This window comes from Bacillus pumilus (assembly GCF_009937765.1).
Lineage (GTDB): Bacteria > Bacillota > Bacilli > Bacillales > Bacillaceae > Bacillus > Bacillus pumilus_O.
Window position 1 is genome coordinate 39,619 of record NZ_CP047089.1, and the last position, 21,445, is coordinate 61,063.

22 protein-coding genes and 1 other annotated feature are annotated in these 21,445 nt (G+C 36.1%); of the genes, 21 read left to right on the top strand and 1 reads right to left on the bottom strand.

All coding sequences use genetic code 11. From position 1 onward, the window contains the following. Positions 1 to 83: 83 nt before the first annotated feature. Positions 84 to 354, top strand: a binding site (T-box leader). Positions 355 to 464: 110 nt separating this feature from the next. The 6 genes from GPS65_RS00190 to rlmH all read left to right on the top strand — a co-directional run bounded on the left by GPS65_RS00190 (position 465) and on the right by rlmH (position 5,344). Continuing rightward, positions 465 to 1,325, top strand: a complete 861-nt coding sequence (locus GPS65_RS00190; protein ID WP_012011872.1) for an SAM hydrolase/SAM-dependent halogenase family protein — start codon at positions 465 to 467, stop codon at positions 1,323 to 1,325. Positions 1,326 to 1,339: 14 nt separating this feature from the next. Then, positions 1,340 to 1,897 carry an ECF-type riboflavin transporter substrate-binding protein gene (locus tag GPS65_RS00195; protein WP_119125642.1) on the top strand — a complete coding sequence of 186 codons (558 nt, stop codon included), beginning with the start codon at positions 1,340 to 1,342 and terminating at the stop codon, positions 1,895 to 1,897. Between the two features lie 19 nt (positions 1,898 to 1,916). Next, on the top strand, positions 1,917 to 3,632 hold the full coding sequence (locus GPS65_RS00200; RefSeq protein ID WP_119125641.1) for an ABC transporter ATP-binding protein: 1,716 nt from the start codon (positions 1,917 to 1,919) through the stop codon (positions 3,630 to 3,632). Further along, on the top strand, positions 3,623 to 4,453 hold the full coding sequence (locus tag GPS65_RS00205) for an energy-coupling factor transporter transmembrane component T family protein (protein ID WP_119125640.1): 831 nt from the start codon (positions 3,623 to 3,625) through the stop codon (positions 4,451 to 4,453). The genes GPS65_RS00200 and GPS65_RS00205 overlap by 10 nt, the downstream gene beginning before the upstream one ends. A gap of 160 nt (positions 4,454 to 4,613) precedes the next feature. Next, the gene (locus GPS65_RS00210; RefSeq protein ID WP_008360116.1) at positions 4,614 to 4,784 is read left to right on the top strand and encodes a CxxH/CxxC protein; all 171 of its coding nucleotides are present in this window, start codon (positions 4,614 to 4,616) and stop codon (positions 4,782 to 4,784) included. 80 nt (positions 4,785 to 4,864) lie between these two features. Continuing rightward, positions 4,865 to 5,344, top strand: a complete 480-nt coding sequence (gene rlmH, locus GPS65_RS00215; RefSeq protein ID WP_161985294.1) for a 23S rRNA (pseudouridine(1915)-N(3))-methyltransferase RlmH — start codon at positions 4,865 to 4,867, stop codon at positions 5,342 to 5,344. A 106-nt stretch (positions 5,345 to 5,450) separates the two neighbouring features. Here the strand turns inward: rlmH and GPS65_RS00220 are convergent, their stop codons facing one another. Beyond that, on the bottom strand, positions 5,451 to 6,293 hold the full coding sequence (locus tag GPS65_RS00220) for a type II restriction endonuclease (protein ID WP_144459631.1): 843 nt from the start codon (positions 6,291 to 6,293) through the stop codon (positions 5,451 to 5,453). A gap of 52 nt (positions 6,294 to 6,345) precedes the next feature. Here GPS65_RS00220 and GPS65_RS00225 point away from each other — a divergent pair, with 52 nt between their 5' ends. The 15 genes from GPS65_RS00225 to GPS65_RS00290 all read left to right on the top strand — a co-directional run bounded on the left by GPS65_RS00225 (position 6,346) and on the right by GPS65_RS00290 (position 21,362). Then, entirely contained in the window at positions 6,346 to 7,284 is a 939-nt protein-coding gene (locus tag GPS65_RS00225) for a DNA adenine methylase (protein WP_144459632.1), read from the top strand. A gap of 401 nt (positions 7,285 to 7,685) precedes the next feature. Beyond that, positions 7,686 to 8,153: a JAB domain-containing protein gene (locus tag GPS65_RS00230; protein WP_161985295.1), complete on the top strand. Its 468-nt coding sequence runs from the start codon at positions 7,686 to 7,688 to the stop codon at positions 8,151 to 8,153. Between the two features lie 10 nt (positions 8,154 to 8,163). After that, complete coding sequence (locus tag GPS65_RS00235) at positions 8,164 to 8,673, top strand: DUF1643 domain-containing protein (protein WP_144459634.1); 510 nt, start codon at positions 8,164 to 8,166, stop codon at positions 8,671 to 8,673. A gap of 4 nt (positions 8,674 to 8,677) precedes the next feature. Then, positions 8,678 to 8,974, top strand: a complete 297-nt coding sequence (locus GPS65_RS00240) for a hypothetical protein (protein WP_144459635.1) — start codon at positions 8,678 to 8,680, stop codon at positions 8,972 to 8,974. A gap of 143 nt (positions 8,975 to 9,117) precedes the next feature. Beyond that, on the top strand, positions 9,118 to 9,804 hold the full coding sequence (locus tag GPS65_RS00245) for a hypothetical protein (RefSeq protein ID WP_144459636.1): 687 nt from the start codon (positions 9,118 to 9,120) through the stop codon (positions 9,802 to 9,804). Positions 9,805 to 9,940: 136 nt separating this feature from the next. Continuing rightward, entirely contained in the window at positions 9,941 to 11,653 is a 1,713-nt protein-coding gene (locus GPS65_RS00250) for a DUF927 domain-containing protein (protein WP_144459637.1), read from the top strand. A 96-nt stretch (positions 11,654 to 11,749) separates the two neighbouring features. Continuing rightward, entirely contained in the window at positions 11,750 to 11,875 is a 126-nt protein-coding gene (locus GPS65_RS19590) for a hypothetical protein (RefSeq protein ID WP_260851644.1), read from the top strand. Further along, positions 11,872 to 13,560 carry a recombinase family protein gene (locus GPS65_RS00255; protein WP_234898358.1) on the top strand — a complete coding sequence of 563 codons (1,689 nt, stop codon included), beginning with the start codon at positions 11,872 to 11,874 and terminating at the stop codon, positions 13,558 to 13,560. The genes GPS65_RS19590 and GPS65_RS00255 overlap by 4 nt, the downstream gene beginning before the upstream one ends. A 151-nt stretch (positions 13,561 to 13,711) precedes the next feature. Then, on the top strand, positions 13,712 to 14,410 hold the full coding sequence (locus GPS65_RS00260; protein WP_144457309.1) for a helix-turn-helix transcriptional regulator: 699 nt from the start codon (positions 13,712 to 13,714) through the stop codon (positions 14,408 to 14,410). A 21-nt stretch (positions 14,411 to 14,431) separates the two neighbouring features. Continuing rightward, positions 14,432 to 15,097, top strand: a complete 666-nt coding sequence (locus tag GPS65_RS00265; RefSeq protein WP_144457307.1) for an EcsC family protein — start codon at positions 14,432 to 14,434, stop codon at positions 15,095 to 15,097. Further along, complete coding sequence (locus GPS65_RS00270) at positions 15,091 to 15,957, top strand: flagellar hook-basal body complex protein (RefSeq protein ID WP_144459638.1); 867 nt, start codon at positions 15,091 to 15,093, stop codon at positions 15,955 to 15,957. The genes GPS65_RS00265 and GPS65_RS00270 overlap by 7 nt, the downstream gene beginning before the upstream one ends. A 210-nt stretch (positions 15,958 to 16,167) precedes the next feature. After that, positions 16,168 to 17,721: a ribonuclease YeeF family protein gene (locus GPS65_RS00275; RefSeq protein ID WP_234898357.1), complete on the top strand. Its 1,554-nt coding sequence runs from the start codon at positions 16,168 to 16,170 to the stop codon at positions 17,719 to 17,721. Positions 17,722 to 17,736: 15 nt separating this feature from the next. Further along, entirely contained in the window at positions 17,737 to 18,243 is a 507-nt protein-coding gene (locus tag GPS65_RS00280) for a DNA polymerase III (protein ID WP_144459639.1), read from the top strand. 486 nt (positions 18,244 to 18,729) lie between these two features. Further along, positions 18,730 to 19,911, top strand: coding sequence for a DUF262 domain-containing protein (locus GPS65_RS00285; RefSeq protein WP_119125638.1), 1,182 nt, complete (start codon positions 18,730 to 18,732; stop codon positions 19,909 to 19,911). After that, complete coding sequence (locus GPS65_RS00290) at positions 19,908 to 21,362, top strand: ATP-dependent nuclease (RefSeq protein ID WP_119125637.1); 1,455 nt, start codon at positions 19,908 to 19,910, stop codon at positions 21,360 to 21,362. Before GPS65_RS00285 ends, GPS65_RS00290 begins: the two co-directional genes overlap by 4 nt. The last annotated feature ends 83 nt before the right edge of the window (positions 21,363 to 21,445 follow it).

The following is a 21,445-nucleotide window of genomic DNA, read 5'->3' on the forward strand; positions in this document are numbered from 1 at the left end:
TTGACTAACTTTTGAAAATGTTCAGAAAAATATCTTGATTTATCAAAAAACATCATGTATGATAGCTTTAATTCAAGATAGTTAAACAGGCAATGACGAGAGAAAGTACAATCATCAATTTTTCCACAGAGAGCTTCGGTAGCTGAAAAGAAGCAAAAATAATGATTCGAAAAATGGTCTCTGAGCCTCGTGCTGAACATATCTATGATATTAGTAGGACACGACGAGAGTTGGTACTCGTTATCAAAACCACAGTATATGAGCCAGATTGGAGCTTTGTACTTGTAGAGGCTGTTTAGCGCGAGCAAACAGTAAATAAAGGTGGTACCACGAGACAAATACCTCGTCCTTATGATTCAAAGATAAGGATGGGGTATTTTTTATTGTCCACTTTTTTCATACAAATGTTCAAATGTTCCACGTGAAACACCACATCCATTTTTTCAAATGAAAGGGAGATTGACATGAGTGAACATGCATTGGTTTTACAATCAGATTTCGGCATTGATGATGGAGCGGTCAGCGCTATGTACGGAGTGGCAAATACGGTCAGCAGCAGCATCCGCCTTTTTGATTTAACACACAATATTCCGCAATATGACATTTGGGAGGCATCTTACCGCTTGCTCCAAACCGTCACGTACTGGCCGGAAGAGACGGTATTCGTATCCGTCGTTGACCCAGGCGTTGGGTCAGAAAGAAAGAGTCTTGTCGTCAAAACCACAAGCTCGCACTACATCATTACCCCAGATAACGGGACACTCACGCACGTTGCACAGGATATTGGCATTGTAGAAGCCCGTTATTTAGATGAAACCATTAACCGGCTGCCAAAGTCGGGAAAATCACATACATTCCACGGGAGAGACATTTACGCGTATACAGGGGCGAGAATTGCTTCAGGAGTGATTTCTTTTGAAGAGGTTGGGCCAAAGGCGAATATTGATGATATTATTCACCTTCCAGTCGTACAGGCTTATGCGAAAGAAGAAGTGATCACAGGGACAATTGATATTTTAGACGTGCGGTTCGGAAACCTATGGACAAACATTCATCACACGCTATTTGAACAGCTTTCAATCAATTATGGGGATGCAATAGAAGTTACCATTGCCAACGGGCCAAAAAATGTGTATAAAAATATCATGACCTATGGACGATCTTTTGCCGATTTAAAGGTAGGCGAACCACTCGTATATGTCAATTCACTCGATCATTTAGGCGTGGCGATCAATCAAGGGTCATTTGCAAAGGCTTATAACATCGGTACAGGCACAGGCTGGCGCCTTTCGATTCGCAAAGCTCCGCGCATTATATACGAATAAGAGGAGGATACATCATGGCAGGTAAACAACTTTCAACGAAAACTGTCGTTGCCATCGGAATTGGCGCAGCCGTCTTTGTCATTTTAGGACGCTTCGTCTCCATTCCAACTGGGATTCCGAATACACAAATTGAGACATCGTATGCATTCCTTGCATTAATGGCCGTGCTATTTGGCCCTGTTGCAGGCGCACTGATTGGATTTATTGGTCATCTCATTAAAGATGCGACCACATTCGGCCCTTGGTGGAGCTGGATTATCGTTTCAGGTGTTGTTGGGTTATTGATCGGCTTCATTTCGAACCGTTTAAAAGTAGAAGAGGGCGACTTTGGCTGGAAAAAAATCACGCTCTTCAACGCCGTACAGGCAGGCGCACAAGCATTGGGCTGGTTTGTCATTGCCCCAGTACTCGACATTGTGATCTATGCAGAACCTACGAACAAAGTATTTGTTCAAGGCATCGTGGCAGGAATCTCAAACATTATCACAGTTGGTGTACTAGGCACCATCATCATTGCGGCTTATGCGAAAACGAGAAGCAAAAGCGGCAGTCTATCGAAAGAAACATCATGAAGCAAGGTGGAACACATAAATGAAGAAACCGATGATTCAATTCGAACATTTCGGATTCCAATATCGCAGTCAGGCAGAACCGACATTGAAAGATATCAACCTGACCATCTATGAAGGTGAAAAAGTCCTCATCGCAGGCCCGTCTGGATCGGGAAAAAGCACACTAGCCCATTGCATCAATGGGCTAGTTCCTGCGTCTTATAAAGGTTCTATGGAAGGAAGTCTTCACATCGGCGGGAAAAATGCAGAGAAAGAGAACATTTTCTCCCTATCACAGCTCGTCGGAACGGTGCTGCAGGACCCTGATGGTCAATTTATCGGGCTGACCGTTGGAGAAGATATCGCATTTACACTTGAAAATGATCAAGTCACACGCGAAGAAATGAAAGCACGTGTTGAAGAAGCGGCAAAATTAACAGAGGTAGATGGTAAGCTGGCATCGTCTGTCCATGAGCTGTCAGGCGGTCAAAAACAACGTGTCGCCATCGCAGGCGTCCTTGTCAATGATGTCGACATTTTGCTGTTCGACGAACCACTTGCAAGTCTTGATCCCGCAACAGGTAAAGAAGTGATCGATCTCATTGATCGACTACAAAAACAAACGAAAAAAACGGTCGTGATGGTCGAGCACCGATTAGAGGATGTTCTTTTCCGCCAAGTCGACCGCATCATCGTCGTCAATGACGGCACGATTGCAGCAGATATGACACCAGATGAATTGCTCGCCTCAAATGTATTAGAAGCGGCGTATTTACGTGAGCCTTTATATGTAAAAGCCATGAAATATGCAGGCATTCCGATTGAAGCAGGAGATCAAATTGCGAATTTACAGCATCTTATCTTAAATGATGAGGAAAAAATGAAAATCGAGCAGTGGGTGGAAGCGTCTGAGCCATCAGCCGAGCAGAATGAAGCGCAGGATTTACTAGAAGTACGTGAATTGAGCTTTGACTATCCGACAAGACCCAACACACTGAACAACATCTCTTTTACCGTCAAAAAAGGAGAAATGATCAGCATCGCTGGAGCCAATGGCGCAGGCAAGACGACACTATCCAAGGTGCTCTGCGCATTTGAAAAGCCAACAAAAGGGACCATTCATCTAATTGGTGATGACATCACAGGAGATACCATCAAACAGCGCTCCGAACGAATCGGCGTTGTCATGCAAAACCCCAATCAAATGATTTCTAAACAAATGATTTTTGATGAAGTCGCATTTGGTCTCGTTTTAAGAGGTGTAAAGGAAGACGACATCAAGGAACGGGTGGAGCGAGTCCTAAAAGTATGCGGCTTATATCCATTTCGGAACTGGCCGATTTCAGCCCTCAGCTTTGGACAGAAAAAGCGCGTTACCATCGCATCAATTCTTGTATTAGAGCCAGAAATTATCATTTTAGATGAGCCAACCGCCGGACAGGATTTTAGACATTACACAGAGATGATGACGTTTCTAGAGCAATTAAATCAGCAGGGCGTCACGATCTTGATGATCACCCATGACATGCATTTGATGCTCGAATACACAAAAAGAACCATTGTCATTTCCGATGGAGAAAAAATCGCAGATGATACACCGGCCAAAGTGCTGACAGATCAGCTACTTGTTCAAAAGGCGAGCTTAAAGGAAACGTCGCTATATGAACTGGCGCTGAAAGCAGACTGGCCAAATCCAAATGAACTCGTGGATCGCTTCATTGAGGTAGACAGAAAGGAACGAATGACATGGCTGTAGACATGCTGTCTTATATCGACCGCCCGTCACCGATTCACCGGCTGACAGGTGCCACCAAACTCATTTGCTTTATCCTCTGGTCGTCCGCAGCGATGCTCACGTATGATACAGGCGTATTAGTGTTTATGCTAGTTGCCAGTATCGTGTTCTTTCAGCTATCAAACGTACGATTTCGTGATATCTCTTTCGTAGTAATTGTTCTGGCGATTTTCCTTGTCATCAACAACATTGCCATTTACATCTTTGCCCCCCAGCAAGGTGTCGCGATTTACGGAGCAAAGCATGAGCTGTTTCACATTGCGGGCTGGTACAATGTCACACTTGAACAGCTTTTCTATCAGTTGAACATTACGCTCAAATACGTGACCGTGATGCCAGCAGCTCTTTTATATATTGTGACAACAAATCCAAGTGAATTCGCCTCATCGCTTAGCCGAATTGGGGTCAGCTACCGGATTTCGTATGCTGTAGCGATTGCATTACGCTATATTCCAGATATTCAGCGGGATTTTCGCACGATCGCGATTTCTCAACAAGCAAGAGGTATTGATTTATCGAAGAATGAAAAACTGGGAAAACGAATTAAAAATGCGCTGTCGATTGTGATGCCGTTGATTTTTTCTAGCCTAGAGCGGATTGAGACCATCAGCAATGCAATGGAGCTGCGCGGATTTGGAAAGCATAAAAAGCGCACATGGTTTACGGCGAAAGACTTTCAAAAAGCAGATTATGTGGCGTTCATATTTGTTGGTGTGGTACTGATCGTGTCGCTAGTGATTACAATTGTTAGAGGAACGAGATTTTATAATCCATTTTTATAGGAAGAAGCCTTCACAGGAGTGGAGGCTTTTTTATTGGTTTGTGGATAAAAGGTGTGGAAAATGGTAAAAGACTATTAACATGTGAATAAATCGGTTATATTGAACAATGAGCGAAACACTTGTGAATAACCAAACAACATATTGGAGGAATTAGAAACTTATGAACAAATCACTTTATGCTTGTGCAGAACATATAGAAACCGTATTAGACATGTACATAGATGATCACGAAACGCCGCCAGAATTCAGAAAAATCGAACATACACACAGCTTATCCACAACCTGTGAATTGTGCGATGAACCTGCAATATATATAGTGGGGAACGAATGATCGGACACAAAATACACAAATTTTATCCACAATTGTTGATAACTTATATGAATAACTTGTTCTTAAGGTGGGGATGACCTGTGAATATATCAATTATCACAGTAGGAAAATTAAAAGAGAAATATTTAAAGCAAGGCATAGCCGAATACACAAAACGATTACAAGCCTATGCGAAAATCGACATCATTGAGCTCCCAGACGAAAAAGCACCCGAACATCTCAGCGAGCAAGACATGAAAATCATCAAAGACAAAGAAGGCGAACGCATCCTAAGCAAAATCAACCCAGACGCCCACGTCATCGCCCTCGCCATCGAAGGAAAAATGAAAACTTCCGAAGAATTAGCCGATACAATAGATAAGCTGGCAACATACGGAAAAAGCAAGGTATGTTTTGTCATAGGCGGATCCCTTGGTTTAAGCGACGCCGTCATGCAGCGCGCGAATGAGAAACTGTCGTTTTCGAGGATGACGTTCCCGCATCAGTTGATGAGGTTGGTACTGGTGGAGCAGATTTATCGAGCGTTTCGGATTGTGCGGGGGGATCCTTATCATAAGTAAATGAGGTTTTTTGAAGACAATCTGATTTTTGTATAGTAAAATATAGTATAGAGAAAATATTAAAAGGACAACTTTTTCTCATCGGAGCTGAGTTGTCCTTTATTAATTACTGATGAGACTCCCAATCTAAAAAATTTTGCTTATAGTTTAGTAAATCATGAAGTTCTTCCAACTTTTCTGGGTCAGTTTCGGTATCGATTGATAGCTCTAACCACTCAAAGTAGGTAGACAAATCTATATAGTACTTATTTGCTTGGGTATATTTAGGATAATTTCTCCAATAATGTAAGTAAAGTTTTTCAGGAAGAGAAGCAAATGGACCGTTGGCATCTTTAAATTCTTGAAGATTTCTGAGTGAAATTGAACCAATATTATCGGTATTACCGCTTCCCTTCTTTTGTCCAGTGATGTTGATTTTCCTTTGGACAAAATATTCAACGTTATAATATGGGAAATCCAGAAGTCCTATATTTTCATAAGATGTAATTTGTCCTTCTTCTGCATCAGCATTTCTATCATAAAGAAACCCTATTACAAAGTGATCTTTATACTGGTTGTACGGAAATTCAATATTTTTTGTGTTATTTCGAAGGTAAGAAGTAAATGAACCAAGAGTGTATCCAAGTCTTTTACTGCCTTCTTTATATGTTGTTTTTACATCAATGGCAATTTTTTCAGTATCATCTTCACTTTTCATTAATGTAAAATCAGGATAGGTGTTTTGTTTTTCTGGAATTCTTACAATATAGCCATGCTCTTCAGCTATCTTTTTAATTACAGGGGCTGCAATGATTTCGAAGATTCTCCCTAAAAGTTTTGAGTCACTTCCAATAGCGTATACTTGATTGTTATTTCCGATTAGCCCTTTAACATTCCAATCGATATTCATGTCATCAACTTTTTTGTAGAATTCATCGATGAAATTAAATTGGTGGGTGTTTTCTGACATTATATCACCTCTAATGTTCGTTTATAACTATATTACCATAAAGGAGAACTAAATGTTACCATTAAATATAAATCATGTAAGAGTACCGCCAATAAAATGCCAAGGTATCAAAACTAAATTGATTAATTTTATTACAACCAATATTTCTTGGAACGGTGAAGGTAGATGGGTTGAACCATTCTTAGGTTCTGGAGTTGTCCTATTTAATGTACAACCGGAACGTGCTTTGGTAGCGGATAGCAATCCTCATATAATTAAATTTTATCAAGACATTCAAAATGGTGTTATTACACCGAATGTAGTTAGAGAGTTTTTATTTGAACAAGGACAGCAGCTTGAGCAAACAGGTGTAGACGCAAACAGTTACTATTATGAGGTCAGAAGGAGATTTAATGAAAATCCGAATTCTCTAGACTTCTTATTTTTATCGAGAGCATGTTTCAATGGTGTGATGAGATTTAACAAAAAAGGTGGTTTTAATGTACCTTTCTGTAAGAAACCTGAGCGTTTTAGACAAGCTTACATTACAAAAATTGCAAATCAAGTAGGATGGGTATCTGAGATTATGTATGGGAAAGATTGGATTTTTTTACACCAGGACTGGAGAGAAACATTGAACAATGTTGTCGAAAGTGATTTTATGTATTTAGACCCTCCCTATATTGGAAGATTTGCCGACTATTTTAACCAGTGGACAGAAGAAGATGCAAATGATTTAGCAACAATTACCCAAGAATTAAATGTAGGGTATGCACTGTCTATGTGGGCAAGTAGTGAGTTTAGAACTAATGATTATCTTGAACAATGGCATGGAGAAGTTGTTACTCAAGGGCATTTCTATCATATGGGCGCTACAGAAAATCTGAGAAATCAAATAAATGAGGCATTAGTTATATCTCCAAACAATGTTTTTAATGGAGATGTAAATGATATAGCAGTTAGAGGGAATATTACTGAAGATGAAGAAGACGTTCAATTAGAGCTTATCTAAAAATTAAACAAAGAGCTAATGATTTTCTCACTAGCTCTTTGTTAACTTAAGATTTCCATAAGGGTGTCATACATCTTACTAAAATTGACCCAGTTATGAAAAAACCAGTACATATTATAGTAATTTTCATCTTGTTTTAGAAGAATATATGGAAAAATATTGAGCGGATACTTAATGAATAAAACACTGGTGTTGTAAGCAATATGAAATTATTTTTACCGGAATTATTAAATGGAGAATATGGCTTAAAACATCATTTTGTATATCATAATGCAGTAAAACTTGATTATAAAACACAAAGACTGAAAATATTGATTTTCTAAATATATATTATTAACTTGTAATAAACCTTACCTCTTTCCATGGGGTGAGGTTTATTTATTTTATTTAAGAAAGGAAGTATGAAAGTGAGTAATGACAAAGTTCCAGCAAAAAGGGTTAACAATGTTTCGGTTAAATTGGTAAGAGAGTCCAGTATCCTTTATGAAAGTAAAAGTATCAGCTCACCTCAGGATGCGTACGAATTGGTTAAAAGTTTCTTGGAGGATAAAGACAGGGAGCATTTCATTGTGGCATCACTTGATACAAAAAACCAACCAATAGCTATAAATGTCTGTCATATTGGTAGCTTGAACGCTGTTCTTGTAAGTCCTCGTGAGGTCATGAAATCCGCAATATTATCTTCCGCAGCAAGTATAATTGTAGCTCACAATCACCCCTCTGGAGACATAACAGAATCGAGAGAAGATATTGAGGTGACTAGACGTCTTGTTGAAGTCGGTAAACTTATGGGAATTGCTTTCCTAGATCACTTACTTATAGGCGATGGAAAATATACAAATCTAAACGAAAAAGGATGTATTCGATAGGAGCGGAAAAATGAAAATAATCAAAAATATGATAAGGACAGAAGTTATTTACGATGGTAATTTAAACAATAAGTATTTAATAAAAAAAGAATGGAATCAGTACGAGAAAAAGGCTCTTGTCATCATGAAAAAGGCAGGCAAAGCAAATGAAATATTGTTAGATCACACAACCATGTATGTTACGAATAATCTCTTTAAATTGGGTTATGGTAGTGTAAATATTGTAAATCTGTTCCCTACAATCAAAGGAAAAGAAACAAAAGAATCTATAACGACAAATATGAAATGCATACAAGAAGTTATCCAAAATATGGATGATGTAATTATTGCGATTGGGAAAGGTGCTGGTATCAATAAGAGAGCGATGAAAAGACTAGACATGATTTTAGCTTTATTACTTGATAACAAAGCAAATGTTTTAGAGATAGAATCTAGTTCTGGAAGGAGAGGTTTTCATCCTCTATATCCAGCATTAAAGAATCAATGGAAGTTAGTTCCCTATAGTAGAGAGAAGGTGTGAGTAATTGGAAAAAGAGCAATTACTTCATTTATTTAAAAAGAGGTTTGGAGTAACAATAGAATTGAACAATTTAGGAAACGAGACAGTATTGCTGTATCATGACGAACTTGATAATGCTCTTTTTCCAAGTCATGTTTTAGAATCACTTCCGAATCCTGTTTTAATTCACACATACATTTATAAAGAAGAATCAGAGTGGTTGATAGGTATTGCTTACAAGGCAATAACGAATCAACCACTCTATTTAATTTGCTTAAAAGATGGGAGAAGAATATACGATAAAAAAATAGCTGTTATCTAATGAGCAATCCAAAAAAGAACTAGAGATGATGGTTTGTGATTAATGCATATGAAGAAGCAAACCATCTTTTTCTTTAATTAAAAATAAGGTCTTTGATTTTTTGTGTTACTATAGTCACAGCATAATTAAAGGAGAGAGAATTATTGGGGAGCTATGGTATTACTGAATTGACTAAAGAAGTATATAAAGAAGATTATTCAAAAGAGAATCATTTAAGAAGTCTAGAAGCAGATCGGAAAAAAATTGAACGGTTTTTAATTAAAATCGAGTTTTTTATGGGAAGACAACGAAAAAAAGGGGAAAAATTACGAATAAACAAAGAAAATTTTAAGATATATGCTGAGGTTATTAAAGTATTTTTTAAGCCTGAAAATGAAAGAGTATTCAACTTTTTCAAGAAAGTATTAAAGATGCAATTGGATAGCACTCTATCTGGAAAAGATAAATTCAACAAATATGAAGAAGATAATTATCAAGATTTATTTTATCAAGTGCATGAAATTATTGGGAATGCACAAGAAAAGTTCACACACAAAGAATTTATAGATACTAACAAGGAACATAAAGAAAATTTACGTTCTAATAAATACACTTCTAAAGCTAGAAACAAAATTAAGGAATTTGAAGCAACTATGTTTACAGACCTCTTTACTGAATTAAATATGAAGATAGATTATATTGAGCCTAAGATAAACTTGCTTGAGTTATATGAACATGAATTTAATGAGGCGAGAAAAAGATTTTATGAAAGTTTAGAAGAAACTCGATTAATGGAAATAGATATGAAAAAAGCAGCAGGAATAATGCAAGACATAAAAAGACAATCATAATAGGGTTGTCTTTTTTGCTGAATATTACCTGTCAAGGACAATTTTTGATCAAAAACCTCTAAAAAAAACGTCCGTGTTATTTTTTTTGTTTGATTATACAATCAGCTATACAGTCAAACATTAGGAGGAAACATTTATGATACGTAAAAATTGTGAACCAGTTATACTAGTACCACCCAGTGAGGACATTGAATTATTCCCTTATCGTGTTCAAGGGAATCAGTTATTTAAATTTGATAAAAAAACGGAGGAATACAGATATATCTCCAAAGCAGCTAAAATGAAATCCATAGAACGCTGTTTAGAGACAGGCGAATTAAAAATGAAAATCAGTTTTTGGTCAATTGATTGTTGGATCATAATGGATATTGAAAGATCGGATTTAGATGGAAAAAACACAAAGAAATTTTTGAATCAAGGCATGGATATTATTGGTGATAAAAAGACAAAAGAAGTCTTTTCATTCCTTAGTGAGCACGAGAAGAGCATTCATCCAAGATATTTCCATACAGGATTAGGATGGGATCGAATAAACGGATTTATGAACTATAAAAGCCATTCACTTATCGATAATAATGGAATTGAATCAAGGTATTCGGGTGAAATCAATTTACAACCAAAGGGATCTCTTGAAGGGTACGAAGATTTATTAAAAGAGTACGTTTTAGGACATGCTCCTCTCGAGCTAATGTTTTGCATAGGTCTCTCTGCTTCATTGTTAGGATTTCTTAATCAGTCAGGTGAATCATTATGGGATTGGTCGCTCATGTGTCACATCCATGGGTTCTCATCTACTGGCAAGACTACCGCTAGTATGCTTGCAGTATCACCTTTTGGTAATCCTAACAATAATCATCAAGGTCTTATCCGTTCTTTTAATGGAACAAAAAATGCTCTCATCTCCTCGTTGACTGGCAACTTTGGAATGCCAATCGTCTTCGATGAAACAACGATGAATGAGATGGAAAGCAAGAAATTAAGCTCCCTTATTTATGAATTTTCACAAAATCAAGAGCGAACACGCCTTAATCAAGATTCCACCATGAAGAAAAGTGGCACGTGGTGTACAACGATTATAACCACTGGAGAGCAATCCATTATTAATAGAGCAGAAAAAAATGCTGGGCTTCGGGTTCGATTGTTTGAATTTGAAGGGATCAACTGGTTTAAAGATGCCAATCATGCAGAAAATGTGAAAAAGGCAGTGAAACAAAACTATGGATTCTTTGGAGAAGCATTTGCAAGACTCCTTAATCGTTATCCATCTATGGAATTGGAAGAGTTGCTAGAAAGAAATAAAGAAGAATTAAAAAAAGAGATGCCTGTTAGTCATTTAGTTGATCGCATTTCTGGAAAAATGTCTCTTATATTAACAACTGTTGATCTTTTAGAAAAAGGATTTGGATATAAATTATGTCGTGATCAGATTAAGAGTATGCTAATTGATCAAGAGAATAAATCTTGTGCAGATCGAAATATTGGTGAAAATTTTCATAGACAGTTTATGGACCATGTCATTCAACATAGTAGAAAATATTATCAAAAAGGGTCTAGTGGAGGTGTCTCTGAAGTTTGGGGCACAATTGAATACGAAAAAGGTAAAACATACGTATACACTTTGTCCAACGTATTTAAAGAAGCTGTAACTCAATTGGGGTATCCAAATGACAAATTGGTACTACATGCATTAAAAGAAAAAGGTGTGCTACATCACGAAAATAACAAACTGAAAATTCGTAAAAATATAAAGGGAGCGAGTAATCAATCAAAAAATGGTGTTTATACGATCTGTATTGTTTTTTCTGAGGATATTTTATCTTTAGAAAAGCCATATGAGAATTTTATATGAGAAGCAGCAGGGGGGATTTTCCCCCATTCCCCCTTTTATTTAACTGAATGAATTAATATATTGTTCAAATATATATCATAAAAAAGGATGAGGATAATGGATTTATTTTACGAAGATAAGAATAAAGATTCTGATATTGTTATAGAAATGATGACTCATGTTGTAAGAGAAGCGATTAGTGATATTGACAAAGAATCAAAGAAAAGTGAGGAAGGAAGATGAATAATTCGACAAGACCAATAATGGATCTAAATACGACATTAGAACGGAAAAAGGCTGCGTTATATGTGAGAGTATCAACAACAGAACAAGCTGAGGAAGGGTATAGCATTGAAGAACAGATTAGAGTTTTGAAAGAAATGTGTGATCGTGAAGGATATGAGGTATTCAAAATTTATGATGATAGAGGTATAAGTGGCAAATCAATAAAAGGCAGACCTGCATTACAGCAATTACTTAGAGATGCAAATGAACATGCCTTTGATATGGTTCTTGTTTGGAAAATGAATCGATTTTCAAGGAAAACGTTAGATTTGTTAACTATCGTTGATTTGTTAAAGAAGAAGCATATTTCATTTCGTTCTTTAACAGAGCGTCATGAAACCGAAACGCCATCTGGTGTTATGCAATTCCAAATGATGGCGATTATAGCCGAGTTTGAAAGAGCGAACATAGCAGAGAACGTAAAGATGGGAATGATTGCAAGAGCAAGAGAAGGATCATGGAACGGTGGACAGGTTCTTGGCTACGATGTGGTTGGTCATTTTGATGATAACCGTAAAAGAAAACAATCTAAATTGGTCATTAATGAGGAAGAAGCGTCAATAGTAAGAGAAATATTTCACATGTATAACACAGGTCATGGCTATAAATCTATTGCTAATCATTTGAATAAAAAAGGTTTCACAACTAAAAAGAATAAATCATTTTCAATATCAGCGATAAAAACAATTTTAACAAATCCATTATATGTAGGCATGATTCGTTTTAATGTAAGAAGAGATTGGGAAGAAAAGAGACGCAATAATATTAATCCTCATCCAGTCATAGAGAAAGGCAAACATCAGCCAATCATTACCGAAGAAACATGGGAAAAGACAAAATCTATTATGAAAAGTAAATCGGGAAAACCAAATCGAATCCATAATGGCAAATTCCCTTTAACGGGCATTATGAAATGTCCTGTTTGCGGATCAGGAATGGTTATAGGAAGAACAACCAATAAGAGAAAAGATGGAACAAAAAGAATATTAGAATATTATGTTTGTGGTGCGTGGAAGAATAAAGGGTCTACTGTATGTCAATCAAATGGAGTGCGTGCTGATTATGCAGACAAATATGTTTTGAATCAGATTTCTAAAGTGGCGAATAATGAGAAGGTTATTAATGCTATTCTTTCTAAACTCAATAATAGTGAAAAGAATGAAATGCCTGAATTAGAGAAACAATATAGACAGTTGAAAATTGATCTATCAAACCTGCAATCAAAGAAACAAAAAGTAATTGGGATTTACGAGGACGGGACAATTACTAAATTAGATTTGCAAAATCGATTGAAAATCATCAATTCTGAACAAGAAAAGCTAGAGGAAAGAATGCGCCTCATTACAGAGAAGTTAGGTGAAAGCCAAACGAAACCAATAGATTATAATGTTGTAGCAGCCATAATGAAAGAGTTTCATACGAGATTAAAAAAACAATTGACCAACGAACAAATGAAACAGTTAATGAGGTTGATGATTGATCAAATCACAATATCTGATAAAAGGGAAATTGAAAGTATTCAAATAACGTTGAATCATCGAGTCTTAAAATATTTTCATAACGAAAAAGGAGTAGCGGAGTCATCCAATGAGGATGATTTTGCTACTCCTTTTTCTATTTGTTTTGATATCTGTCATTTGTGAGAGGAAGTGATGTTTGAAGGTATGTTTCAGAATCATAGGGGGAATGGGGGAATTTTAAACAGTCTAATGATTTTTTGGAATGGACATGTTGTGTCCATGTATTTGGTTATAGTAAAAAACAACCAACATAATTGCAGAAAAGGTGTATGTGTTGAAATTTGAAAGAAACAAAACTAATCGGATGCTGTTCTTGTATGAAAAACTTTTAAACAAAGAAGTGATTAAAAAGCAAGTTGAATCAGATCGTTTTCAAGTGACGCTCAAGACGATACAAAGAGACGTTGCTGATCTGAAATATTATATTGAAAGGTTTCATTATCAATTAGAACTCATCTATGATCGGCGTTTAGGAGGCTATACTCTATCAATAAACGAGAGTATGCAATTACATAAAGGTGAAATGATGGCTCTCTTTAAAATTGTGTTAGACAGTAGCAGCTTAACATCAAATGAATCAAGAAAATTATTAGAAAAGATTCTCTTCTCAATCCCTATCCAAGATCAACAAACAACTCAATTTTTTTCAAGGTACTTGCATGAATGTGATACTGAAAAAGATGCAACGTCAGTATTGAACACCTTAAAATTGTTGACTGAGGCAATTGAAAAGAAAAAATGGATACAATTATTAAGCTCAGAAAAGGGAAAGATAGTCTTTGCACCAGTAGATATTCTATTACACCAAAACTCTTTCTATCTTACAGGATTTTTGAAAGAAAAAATAACAAAAGAGCGTTTACCAAATGTTTTTCTCATACAGAAGGAGATGAAGATTGATGTATTATCGGAAAAATTTCAGGTTCCTTCTCATTTTAGAGTTGATGGAGAAATGCTAAAGAAAATGATTTAGATATAGAAAGGTGTAAATTCTATGGGGAAAGAATTAACTCAACACAAAATGGTGCAGCTACTTGACTGGTGTTTTGAGAAATCATTGAATGGTTTTTCAACCTCACTTTCTGCAAAGCAGTTAGCGGAAGATTATTTGAAAAAGCATCGATCTAGAGAAGATGCAGTAAGCGCTTTAATACGTTGGCAGACCGCAAAAGTCGGTGCAACTGGGTTTTTAACTGGTGTGGGTGGTGTAATGACTCTGCCTGTTGCTGTCCCAACAGATATGGTAACTAATTTATATAATCAAATTCGTATGATTGCGTGTATTGCTTATTTAAGAGGATACGACTTGCAAGACGATAAAGTGAAAACATTTGTATACATTTGTTTAATTGGAAAGAGTGGAATAGAACTAATCGAAAAATTGAGTTTAACTATAGGAGGAAAATTGGTTGTAACTACAATACACAAAGTCCCTAGACAACTACTAGTGAAGATTAATCAAAAAGTTGGTTTTAGACTTGTAACAAAGTTCGGATCAAAAGGTGCTGTTAACTTAATTAAACTTGTCCCAATTGCTGGTGGTGTGATTAATGGTTCGTTTAATGCTAGTGGAAATATGATCATTGCAAAGGTAGCAAAAGAAGTATTTGTTCCTTTTGACACATTACGAGAAAAAGCAGAGGGGGAAGAGACGTGTTAAGGTCAATGTATTCTGGTGTTTCTGGTTTAAAAGCCTTTCAAACAAAAATTGATGTTATAAGTAATAATGTTGCCAATGTAAACACTGTATCTTATAAGAAAGATCAGGTTACTTTTAAAGATATGCTGAGCCAAACACTGGAAACTGCTTCATTAAACAAGAATTCTAAACAAGTTGGATTAGGTGTATCTGTAGGTGCAATTCATACTAAACAGGCTCCAAACAGTCTTGAAACCACGGGAAGAACACTAGATGTATCGATCCAAGGAGAAGGGTATTTTATCGTTCAAAAAGGAGCTGATGATACAAGAACATTTACAAGAGCAGGTAACTTCTATATTGGAGCTGATGGTGTACTTGTGAATCAAGATGGTGTTCCGATTAAAGGATTAGCTAGAAATAATCAAACAGGTGAAATATTGCCACCATTTAATAACACGATTCTTCTAGAATCTATTATGATTCCAAAGCCATCTGATTGGGATGCTACTTCTGGAGAGGAACGCCCAAATGTTAATATTCAATCAATTGGGAAAGATGGAACGGTTTATTATACGATTGTCGGTGATGAAGGTACATTAAGAGAAGCAGGACCTATTGTTCTAGCAACCTTCAATAATCCAGCAGGACTGGACAAGATCGGTGGAAACCTATATCGTAAAACTGCAAGTTCTGGTGATGAGCAATATGATCCAAATGATGATAGCAAATTGAGATCAGGTACATTAGAAATGTCTAATGTAGATTTATCGGATGAGATGACCGAGATGATTATCTCTCAACGGGGGTTTCAATCAAACGCAAGAACACTGACAACCTCTGATGATGTATTGGCTGAACTTATGCAGCTTAAGAGATGATGTGAAGTAGGACAAAGTCGAATCCAGTGAAAACCTAAAAGTCACAAAAGGCTGCACAGCTTTAGCGTGTGGCTTTTTGCTATTTTTGTTAATGAACTCGAAATATTTCCAATTAATAGATAGAGATGGTAAAATAATACATGTGAATTAAATAAAGGGTGGTGACTTTCCCTGAATAAAATACTTGATGCAAAAGCACTTACAAAAGCCATGGATACAAGAGCAAAACACTATCAGGAACTTCGCGAACAAATGGTCGATTTAAAAAAGGCATTACAAGGTGTCGCAAACCTCGGTGATGACTTCACTGGGAAAGGTGCAGATAACATTAAAAGCTTTTATAAAGAGCTTGCTGGAAATGTAGACATGTTTATTAGCTTCATTGATAAGCAAAAAGCCTTTCATGAAGGTGTTTCTGGGACACTGGATGATACAAACTTTGGCGGCGATACCTTTGTAGAAGAGCACTTTTTAGACAATGCAGTACATATGGGTATCAAGAATGCCAAAAGCATTGTGAAGGATCAAAAAAAGGCACTCACAACGATTTTTCAAGACATAGACGACCTCATTTCTCTAGAGGTATTTGATAGTCAAACCTTTGATGAAAAAATAGAAGATGCGGAAGATGAACGAAAAAAGACGGTCAAAGAACTGGGAGAGCTTGATCAAAATTTAAAAGATGAATATGCTTTGTCAGAGACGGAGCAACAAGCTACAATGGCATTGTACGCTGAAATGATGAATGCAACAAATGACGGAAAAGCGATTTCGCCTATGAATTTTGACAAGAAAGCGTATCAAAATAGCGACATCTACAAGGCAAAAAGCGATATTGAGAAGCAAACTTCTGAATATCTCAAAATCAAAAAAGAACAAGAAGAAGCCCGAGAGATCGCAAAGGAACAAGAAGCCCTCGCCAACCGTCCTTGGTATGAAAAAGCTCTCGATTACGGTGGAAATATCGTTAATGAACTGACAGGTGTGAACGATGCAAAACGTGCCGCAACAGGCGTTGATCCAATCACGGGCGAGAAGCTCACCGCTGGACAGCGTGTCGCGGCAGGTGGAATGGCAGCAGCGGGTTATATCCCTATAGTCGGTTGGGCAGGACGCATTTTCAAAGGGGGAAAAGCTGTCTATAAAACCACCCAAGCCACATCAGCCGCAGTCAGGGCAGTTGACATCTACAAGACGTCCCAAAAGTCATTTGATGCCTTAAAAACATCTCAAAAAGGTTTATATGGCCTCACCGCCACAAACGGATTCAGCGAAGCTATTACGGGCCGAGATATGTTTGGAAACAAGGTTTCAAAAGAACAGCAGGAAGCGAGTATGAATGCAGCACTTGCAAGGATTTTGCCGTTTGGGGTGAGAGGGATTCCGGGGAAAATAGGGATTAAGGGGAATGCTCCAGTACCTACAAAGCCAAATGGTGGTACTAACCCTAAAGATTTTGTTAGTCCACATTCTGAAAAACATATGTATGACTCAAGTAGACCGTCAACTCCTAATAGGTCTCAATATGGTAAAGATGTAGATGTTTCTAAGTTAAGGGAAGAAACAATGGTTAATCCTGATAAGGCTTATTCAAACTGGCCAAATCCTAATAATCCGAATCCCAATAAAATAACCAAGTATTATAAAGAATTTGATGGGAATATCAGTACACCTGATACACCAACTGGGAGTCATAGGGTATTTGAAAACTTAGATGATCCAACAAGAAGTTCACACTTCCCTTACGTTCCAAGAAATAAATAGAGAGAAGGTGATTACATGAGTGACTTACTATACCATGCATATTTTCCCGAGAGTCATGAGTTTCATGTTTCACAGCAGGAAGTCATGAACAGTGGCATTAAATATTCTACGAAGTCAAATCATAGATATAGTAATGGTGGAAGAGTGAAATTAGAGAGAACAGAAAACTTAAGACCTTCGGATATTCCTAAATGGATTAATTTCAAAGAAGCAATAGGCGCTGATATAATTAATCGTTTTTCCGAGTCTTTTTGTTTCCCTATATTTACGGACAAGATATTTGTATTTGATAGTGAAATTTCACTTTCTATTTATGATCAAGCATTCTATGAAGATATGAAAGAGTTTGATGAGGAAGCTTTAAATTTTGATACTGGAGAAACGATTGATTATTGGATTGAGCAGTACTGGAAAAGTATGGTCCCGCTCAAAGATTATTTGAAAAAAAGACCTTATCCAAAGCCAGAGGTATTAATATTTGAACCTGTACCGAAGGAAATCATTAGTTTTTGTGAAGAGTGATAAGCACTTTCTAATTTAAGTGTAGTTCTAGAGATCTTCTAACATAAAATAATTTTAGAACCTTGGTAGAGGTTAGTCTCCACCAAGGTTTTTTAATAACCTCATTTAAAGGCATTACGGTGAGCCTTATCATAAGTAGATGAGGTTTTCCAATTGAGTGTTTATTTAATAAAAGTATAAGTACCTCTGGGGATGCTGTAGGGAGGATTACTTTTGACTTAAGTAAGTTAATTAATTAAGGTTTCGGTTGCTTTCCGCAGAGCAACAGTCCGCCTTCTCGGAGAAACAAGGTGCATGTATGATTCTCCTACTCTCGGTTGTTCTTTAGGATTCTCAAGGCATCACCCCTCATTCTGCGACAGAGCAGTGTTACTATAAACCAGCACTTACGGTAAAGAACCAAAAAATTTTAAATGGAAAGTAATGTATAATAAACTATAATTAAAGATTATAATATTGTTATATCTAAACTTCGGAGGACAAGAAATGAGGCTTATACCATCTGATCCAGATATTCGAACGATAGTAAATAGAATTAAAGATAGAGATATTAATTTGCAACCAAACTTTCAAAGAGGGGAAGTTTGGGGAGAATTAAAGAAGATAAAATTAATTGACAGTATTTTAAGGGATTGGCATGTTCCACCAATACATGTTGTTGAAATAAAAGAAAGTGGTGAACAGGATGTATTGGATGGTCAACAACGTTTAGTTGCCATAAGAGACTTTGTGAATGGAAAGTTTTCAATAGATGGGAAAATTGAACCTATCAATAATGAAATACTGAAACTTGATGGTCTTACTTATGAAGAATTACCAGATGTTTGGAAAAGAAAGTTTGATAAATTTACAATTAGAGTTTACAGCATAACTGATTATTTACCAAGTGAACCTGGAGAGCTTTTCTATAGACTTAATCAACCTACTAATTTAACCTCAGCAGAACAACGAAATGCTTTTTATGGACCTGCAAGGGAGCAAGTCAAATTAATAGTTGAGCAATTTAATGAGTTGGGGTTAACTAAAAAGGAAATAGGATTTTCTAATTCAAGAATGGCATATGATGACGTTATAGCAAGATTATGTATTTATTTAGAATTTGGAAATTTGAGGGGAAAGGTAACTGCAAATATACTAGCTGATAAATTTAGAGATGAAAAAGGATTTTCAGAATCAGCTATAGATCGTGCTAAAAGCTCGGTTATTATTTTTTCTAAGGCAGTGAATTTTTTTAATAAAAATATAAAATTTAATAAAGCAACTTTATTAAGTTGGCTATTATTTTTAACCAAATTTAACGATGTTGAAAATGTACAAATAAAAACTATCGGTAATTTTATATATGATTTTGAAGCTTCTAGGAGTACCTATAAGGATGGAAATACTAATTTTAATCTATCTCCAAATACTTCTATCAGATTATTAAGCATTTTTTCGGATAGATCAAGTTCTAGGGTTGCAGATGTTTCATCTGTACTTATTCGGGATTTAATAATTTTCATACATTTTTATTCTTATAGTAAAAATACGAACTATGAACTTTATAATATAGAAAATCCGGAAATGCTAAAAGATCTTTTAATTTACTTAAATACAGGTAACAATCAAGAAATTGAGGAAGACCTTTATCAGTTCATTGATATTTCTAAGTGGGGAACAGTAATATGAGAACAGCTAGAGCAAGTGATCATTGGAGAAATTTATATGAAAAGCCTTTTAAGTTTAAAATTTCAAAAGTGACATATGATAGATTAAAAGGTCTTGGTAGTGGCGGTATTGAGTTTATGGGAGGCATTACTGCTATATGTGGTGGGAATGGGGTTGGTAAGAGCACCTTACTCAATGCTATTTCTAGTGTCTTGACTTCCGAAAGGTTGTTAAACCAAAAATCAATTAACCTTAAATTGGAAGGGTCAGAACTTCTTGGAGAGTTTATAGATTCAGGTCAGCCTATTACAAGAAAGGTAAATATTAGCTCAAATACAATTGAGGCAGATCCAGAAATTATTGATGTGGAATCTGTTTGGATTGATAGTGCCATTCATGCTCCAAAATTAATTGATATATTTTCAGATATGCCAAATTTAAATGAATTACTAGAGCCTGAAGATCCTAAAATACTTAATGAAAGTGAAAACTCTCTTATTTCTTATATTGTAGGTAAGGAATATTTAAAATGTGAAATTTATGAATTGGATTTAGAGCATTATGGAATTGTTCCTTATTTTAAAGTTTTATGTAATGGAGTGGAATATGGATCTGAGGCAATGGGTTTTGGAGAAATTTCCGTGCATTACCTATTATGGAACTTACAGAGGATATCCAAAAACTCAGTTGTACTTATGGAAGAGCCTGAAACATATTTAGCCCCACGTTCTCAAGAGGCTTTGTTGGATGTAATAGCAAAGATTGCAGTGGAAAAAAAGCTTTGGGTTATCCTAACCACTCATTCTCCCAACATTATTAAAAATATCCCATTTGAACACATAAGAATTCTAAATAGGATTGATGAAACGGTTGAAATTTCTATCCCAACTACTAGTTTAGAGCCATTGTATTCTCTTGGGCTAAACCCTCAAAAATTAGGAGTGATACTCGTAGAAGATAGATGTGCGAGGGAATTTACAAAATGTTGGTTAGGGAGATTCGATCCTAATATAGTCCAACAATATGATGTTGTTGATATAGGTTCAAAAGAGAAGATATTACAAGAAGTTAGAATTTTTCCGAAAATCGGTTCTTGGTTTAAATTATTTGGAATCTTTGATGGTAATGAGCGTGGACGGATTGAAGCAGGCGAATATAAATGGAATTTTTCTTACCTCCCAGGGGAGGTAGCACCGGAATTACTGTTAAAAAGAATCGCAAAGACAATGAGAAATGAACTTGCCCAAATATCTGGTAGAGATTTAACTAGAATAAATGCCGCACTTCATAGCTTAGATGGCAGGGATCATCATGATTGGATTGAAGAATTTCCTCGCCAAATTGGAGTAGGATATGAACAATTAATTGCATTTTTATTTGAAATTAGCATGGCAAAGGAAGATTACCTTGGTATACATCAAGATGCCTATTATGAGTTTTTAACTGAATTTGAACGTATGATCGAAAGGTAGTTAATTAATTTAAATGTCTATTCTCTTGATATTAGAAAAGACCTTATTTATGAAAAACAGTGAACTTTACCATAAGTAAATGA

Coding starts and splice junctions, on each gene's coding strand:
- GPS65_RS00190 (WP_012011872.1), top strand. CDS start 465: ATGAGTGAACATGCATTGGTTTTACAATCAGATTTCGGCATTGATGAT.
- GPS65_RS00195 (WP_119125642.1), top strand. CDS start 1,340: ATGGCAGGTAAACAACTTTCAACGAAAACTGTCGTTGCCATCGGAATT.
- GPS65_RS00200 (WP_119125641.1), top strand. CDS start 1,917: ATGAAGAAACCGATGATTCAATTCGAACATTTCGGATTCCAATATCGC.
- GPS65_RS00205 (WP_119125640.1), top strand. CDS start 3,623: ATGGCTGTAGACATGCTGTCTTATATCGACCGCCCGTCACCGATTCAC.
- GPS65_RS00210 (WP_008360116.1), top strand. CDS start 4,614: ATGAACAAATCACTTTATGCTTGTGCAGAACATATAGAAACCGTATTA.
- GPS65_RS00220 (WP_144459631.1), bottom strand. CDS start 6,293: ATGTCAGAAAACACCCACCAATTTAATTTCATCGATGAATTCTACAAA.
- GPS65_RS00225 (WP_144459632.1), top strand. CDS start 6,346: ATGTTACCATTAAATATAAATCATGTAAGAGTACCGCCAATAAAATGC.
- GPS65_RS00230 (WP_161985295.1), top strand. CDS start 7,686: ATGAAAGTGAGTAATGACAAAGTTCCAGCAAAAAGGGTTAACAATGTT.
- GPS65_RS00235 (WP_144459634.1), top strand. CDS start 8,164: ATGAAAATAATCAAAAATATGATAAGGACAGAAGTTATTTACGATGGT.
- GPS65_RS00250 (WP_144459637.1), top strand. CDS start 9,941: ATGATACGTAAAAATTGTGAACCAGTTATACTAGTACCACCCAGTGAG.
- GPS65_RS19590 (WP_260851644.1), top strand. CDS start 11,750: ATGGATTTATTTTACGAAGATAAGAATAAAGATTCTGATATTGTTATA.
- GPS65_RS00255 (WP_234898358.1), top strand. CDS start 11,872: ATGAATAATTCGACAAGACCAATAATGGATCTAAATACGACATTAGAA.
- GPS65_RS00265 (WP_144457307.1), top strand. CDS start 14,432: ATGGGGAAAGAATTAACTCAACACAAAATGGTGCAGCTACTTGACTGG.
- GPS65_RS00275 (WP_234898357.1), top strand. CDS start 16,168: ATGGATACAAGAGCAAAACACTATCAGGAACTTCGCGAACAAATGGTC.
- GPS65_RS00280 (WP_144459639.1), top strand. CDS start 17,737: ATGAGTGACTTACTATACCATGCATATTTTCCCGAGAGTCATGAGTTT.
- GPS65_RS00285 (WP_119125638.1), top strand. CDS start 18,730: ATGAGGCTTATACCATCTGATCCAGATATTCGAACGATAGTAAATAGA.
- GPS65_RS00290 (WP_119125637.1), top strand. CDS start 19,908: ATGAGAACAGCTAGAGCAAGTGATCATTGGAGAAATTTATATGAAAAG.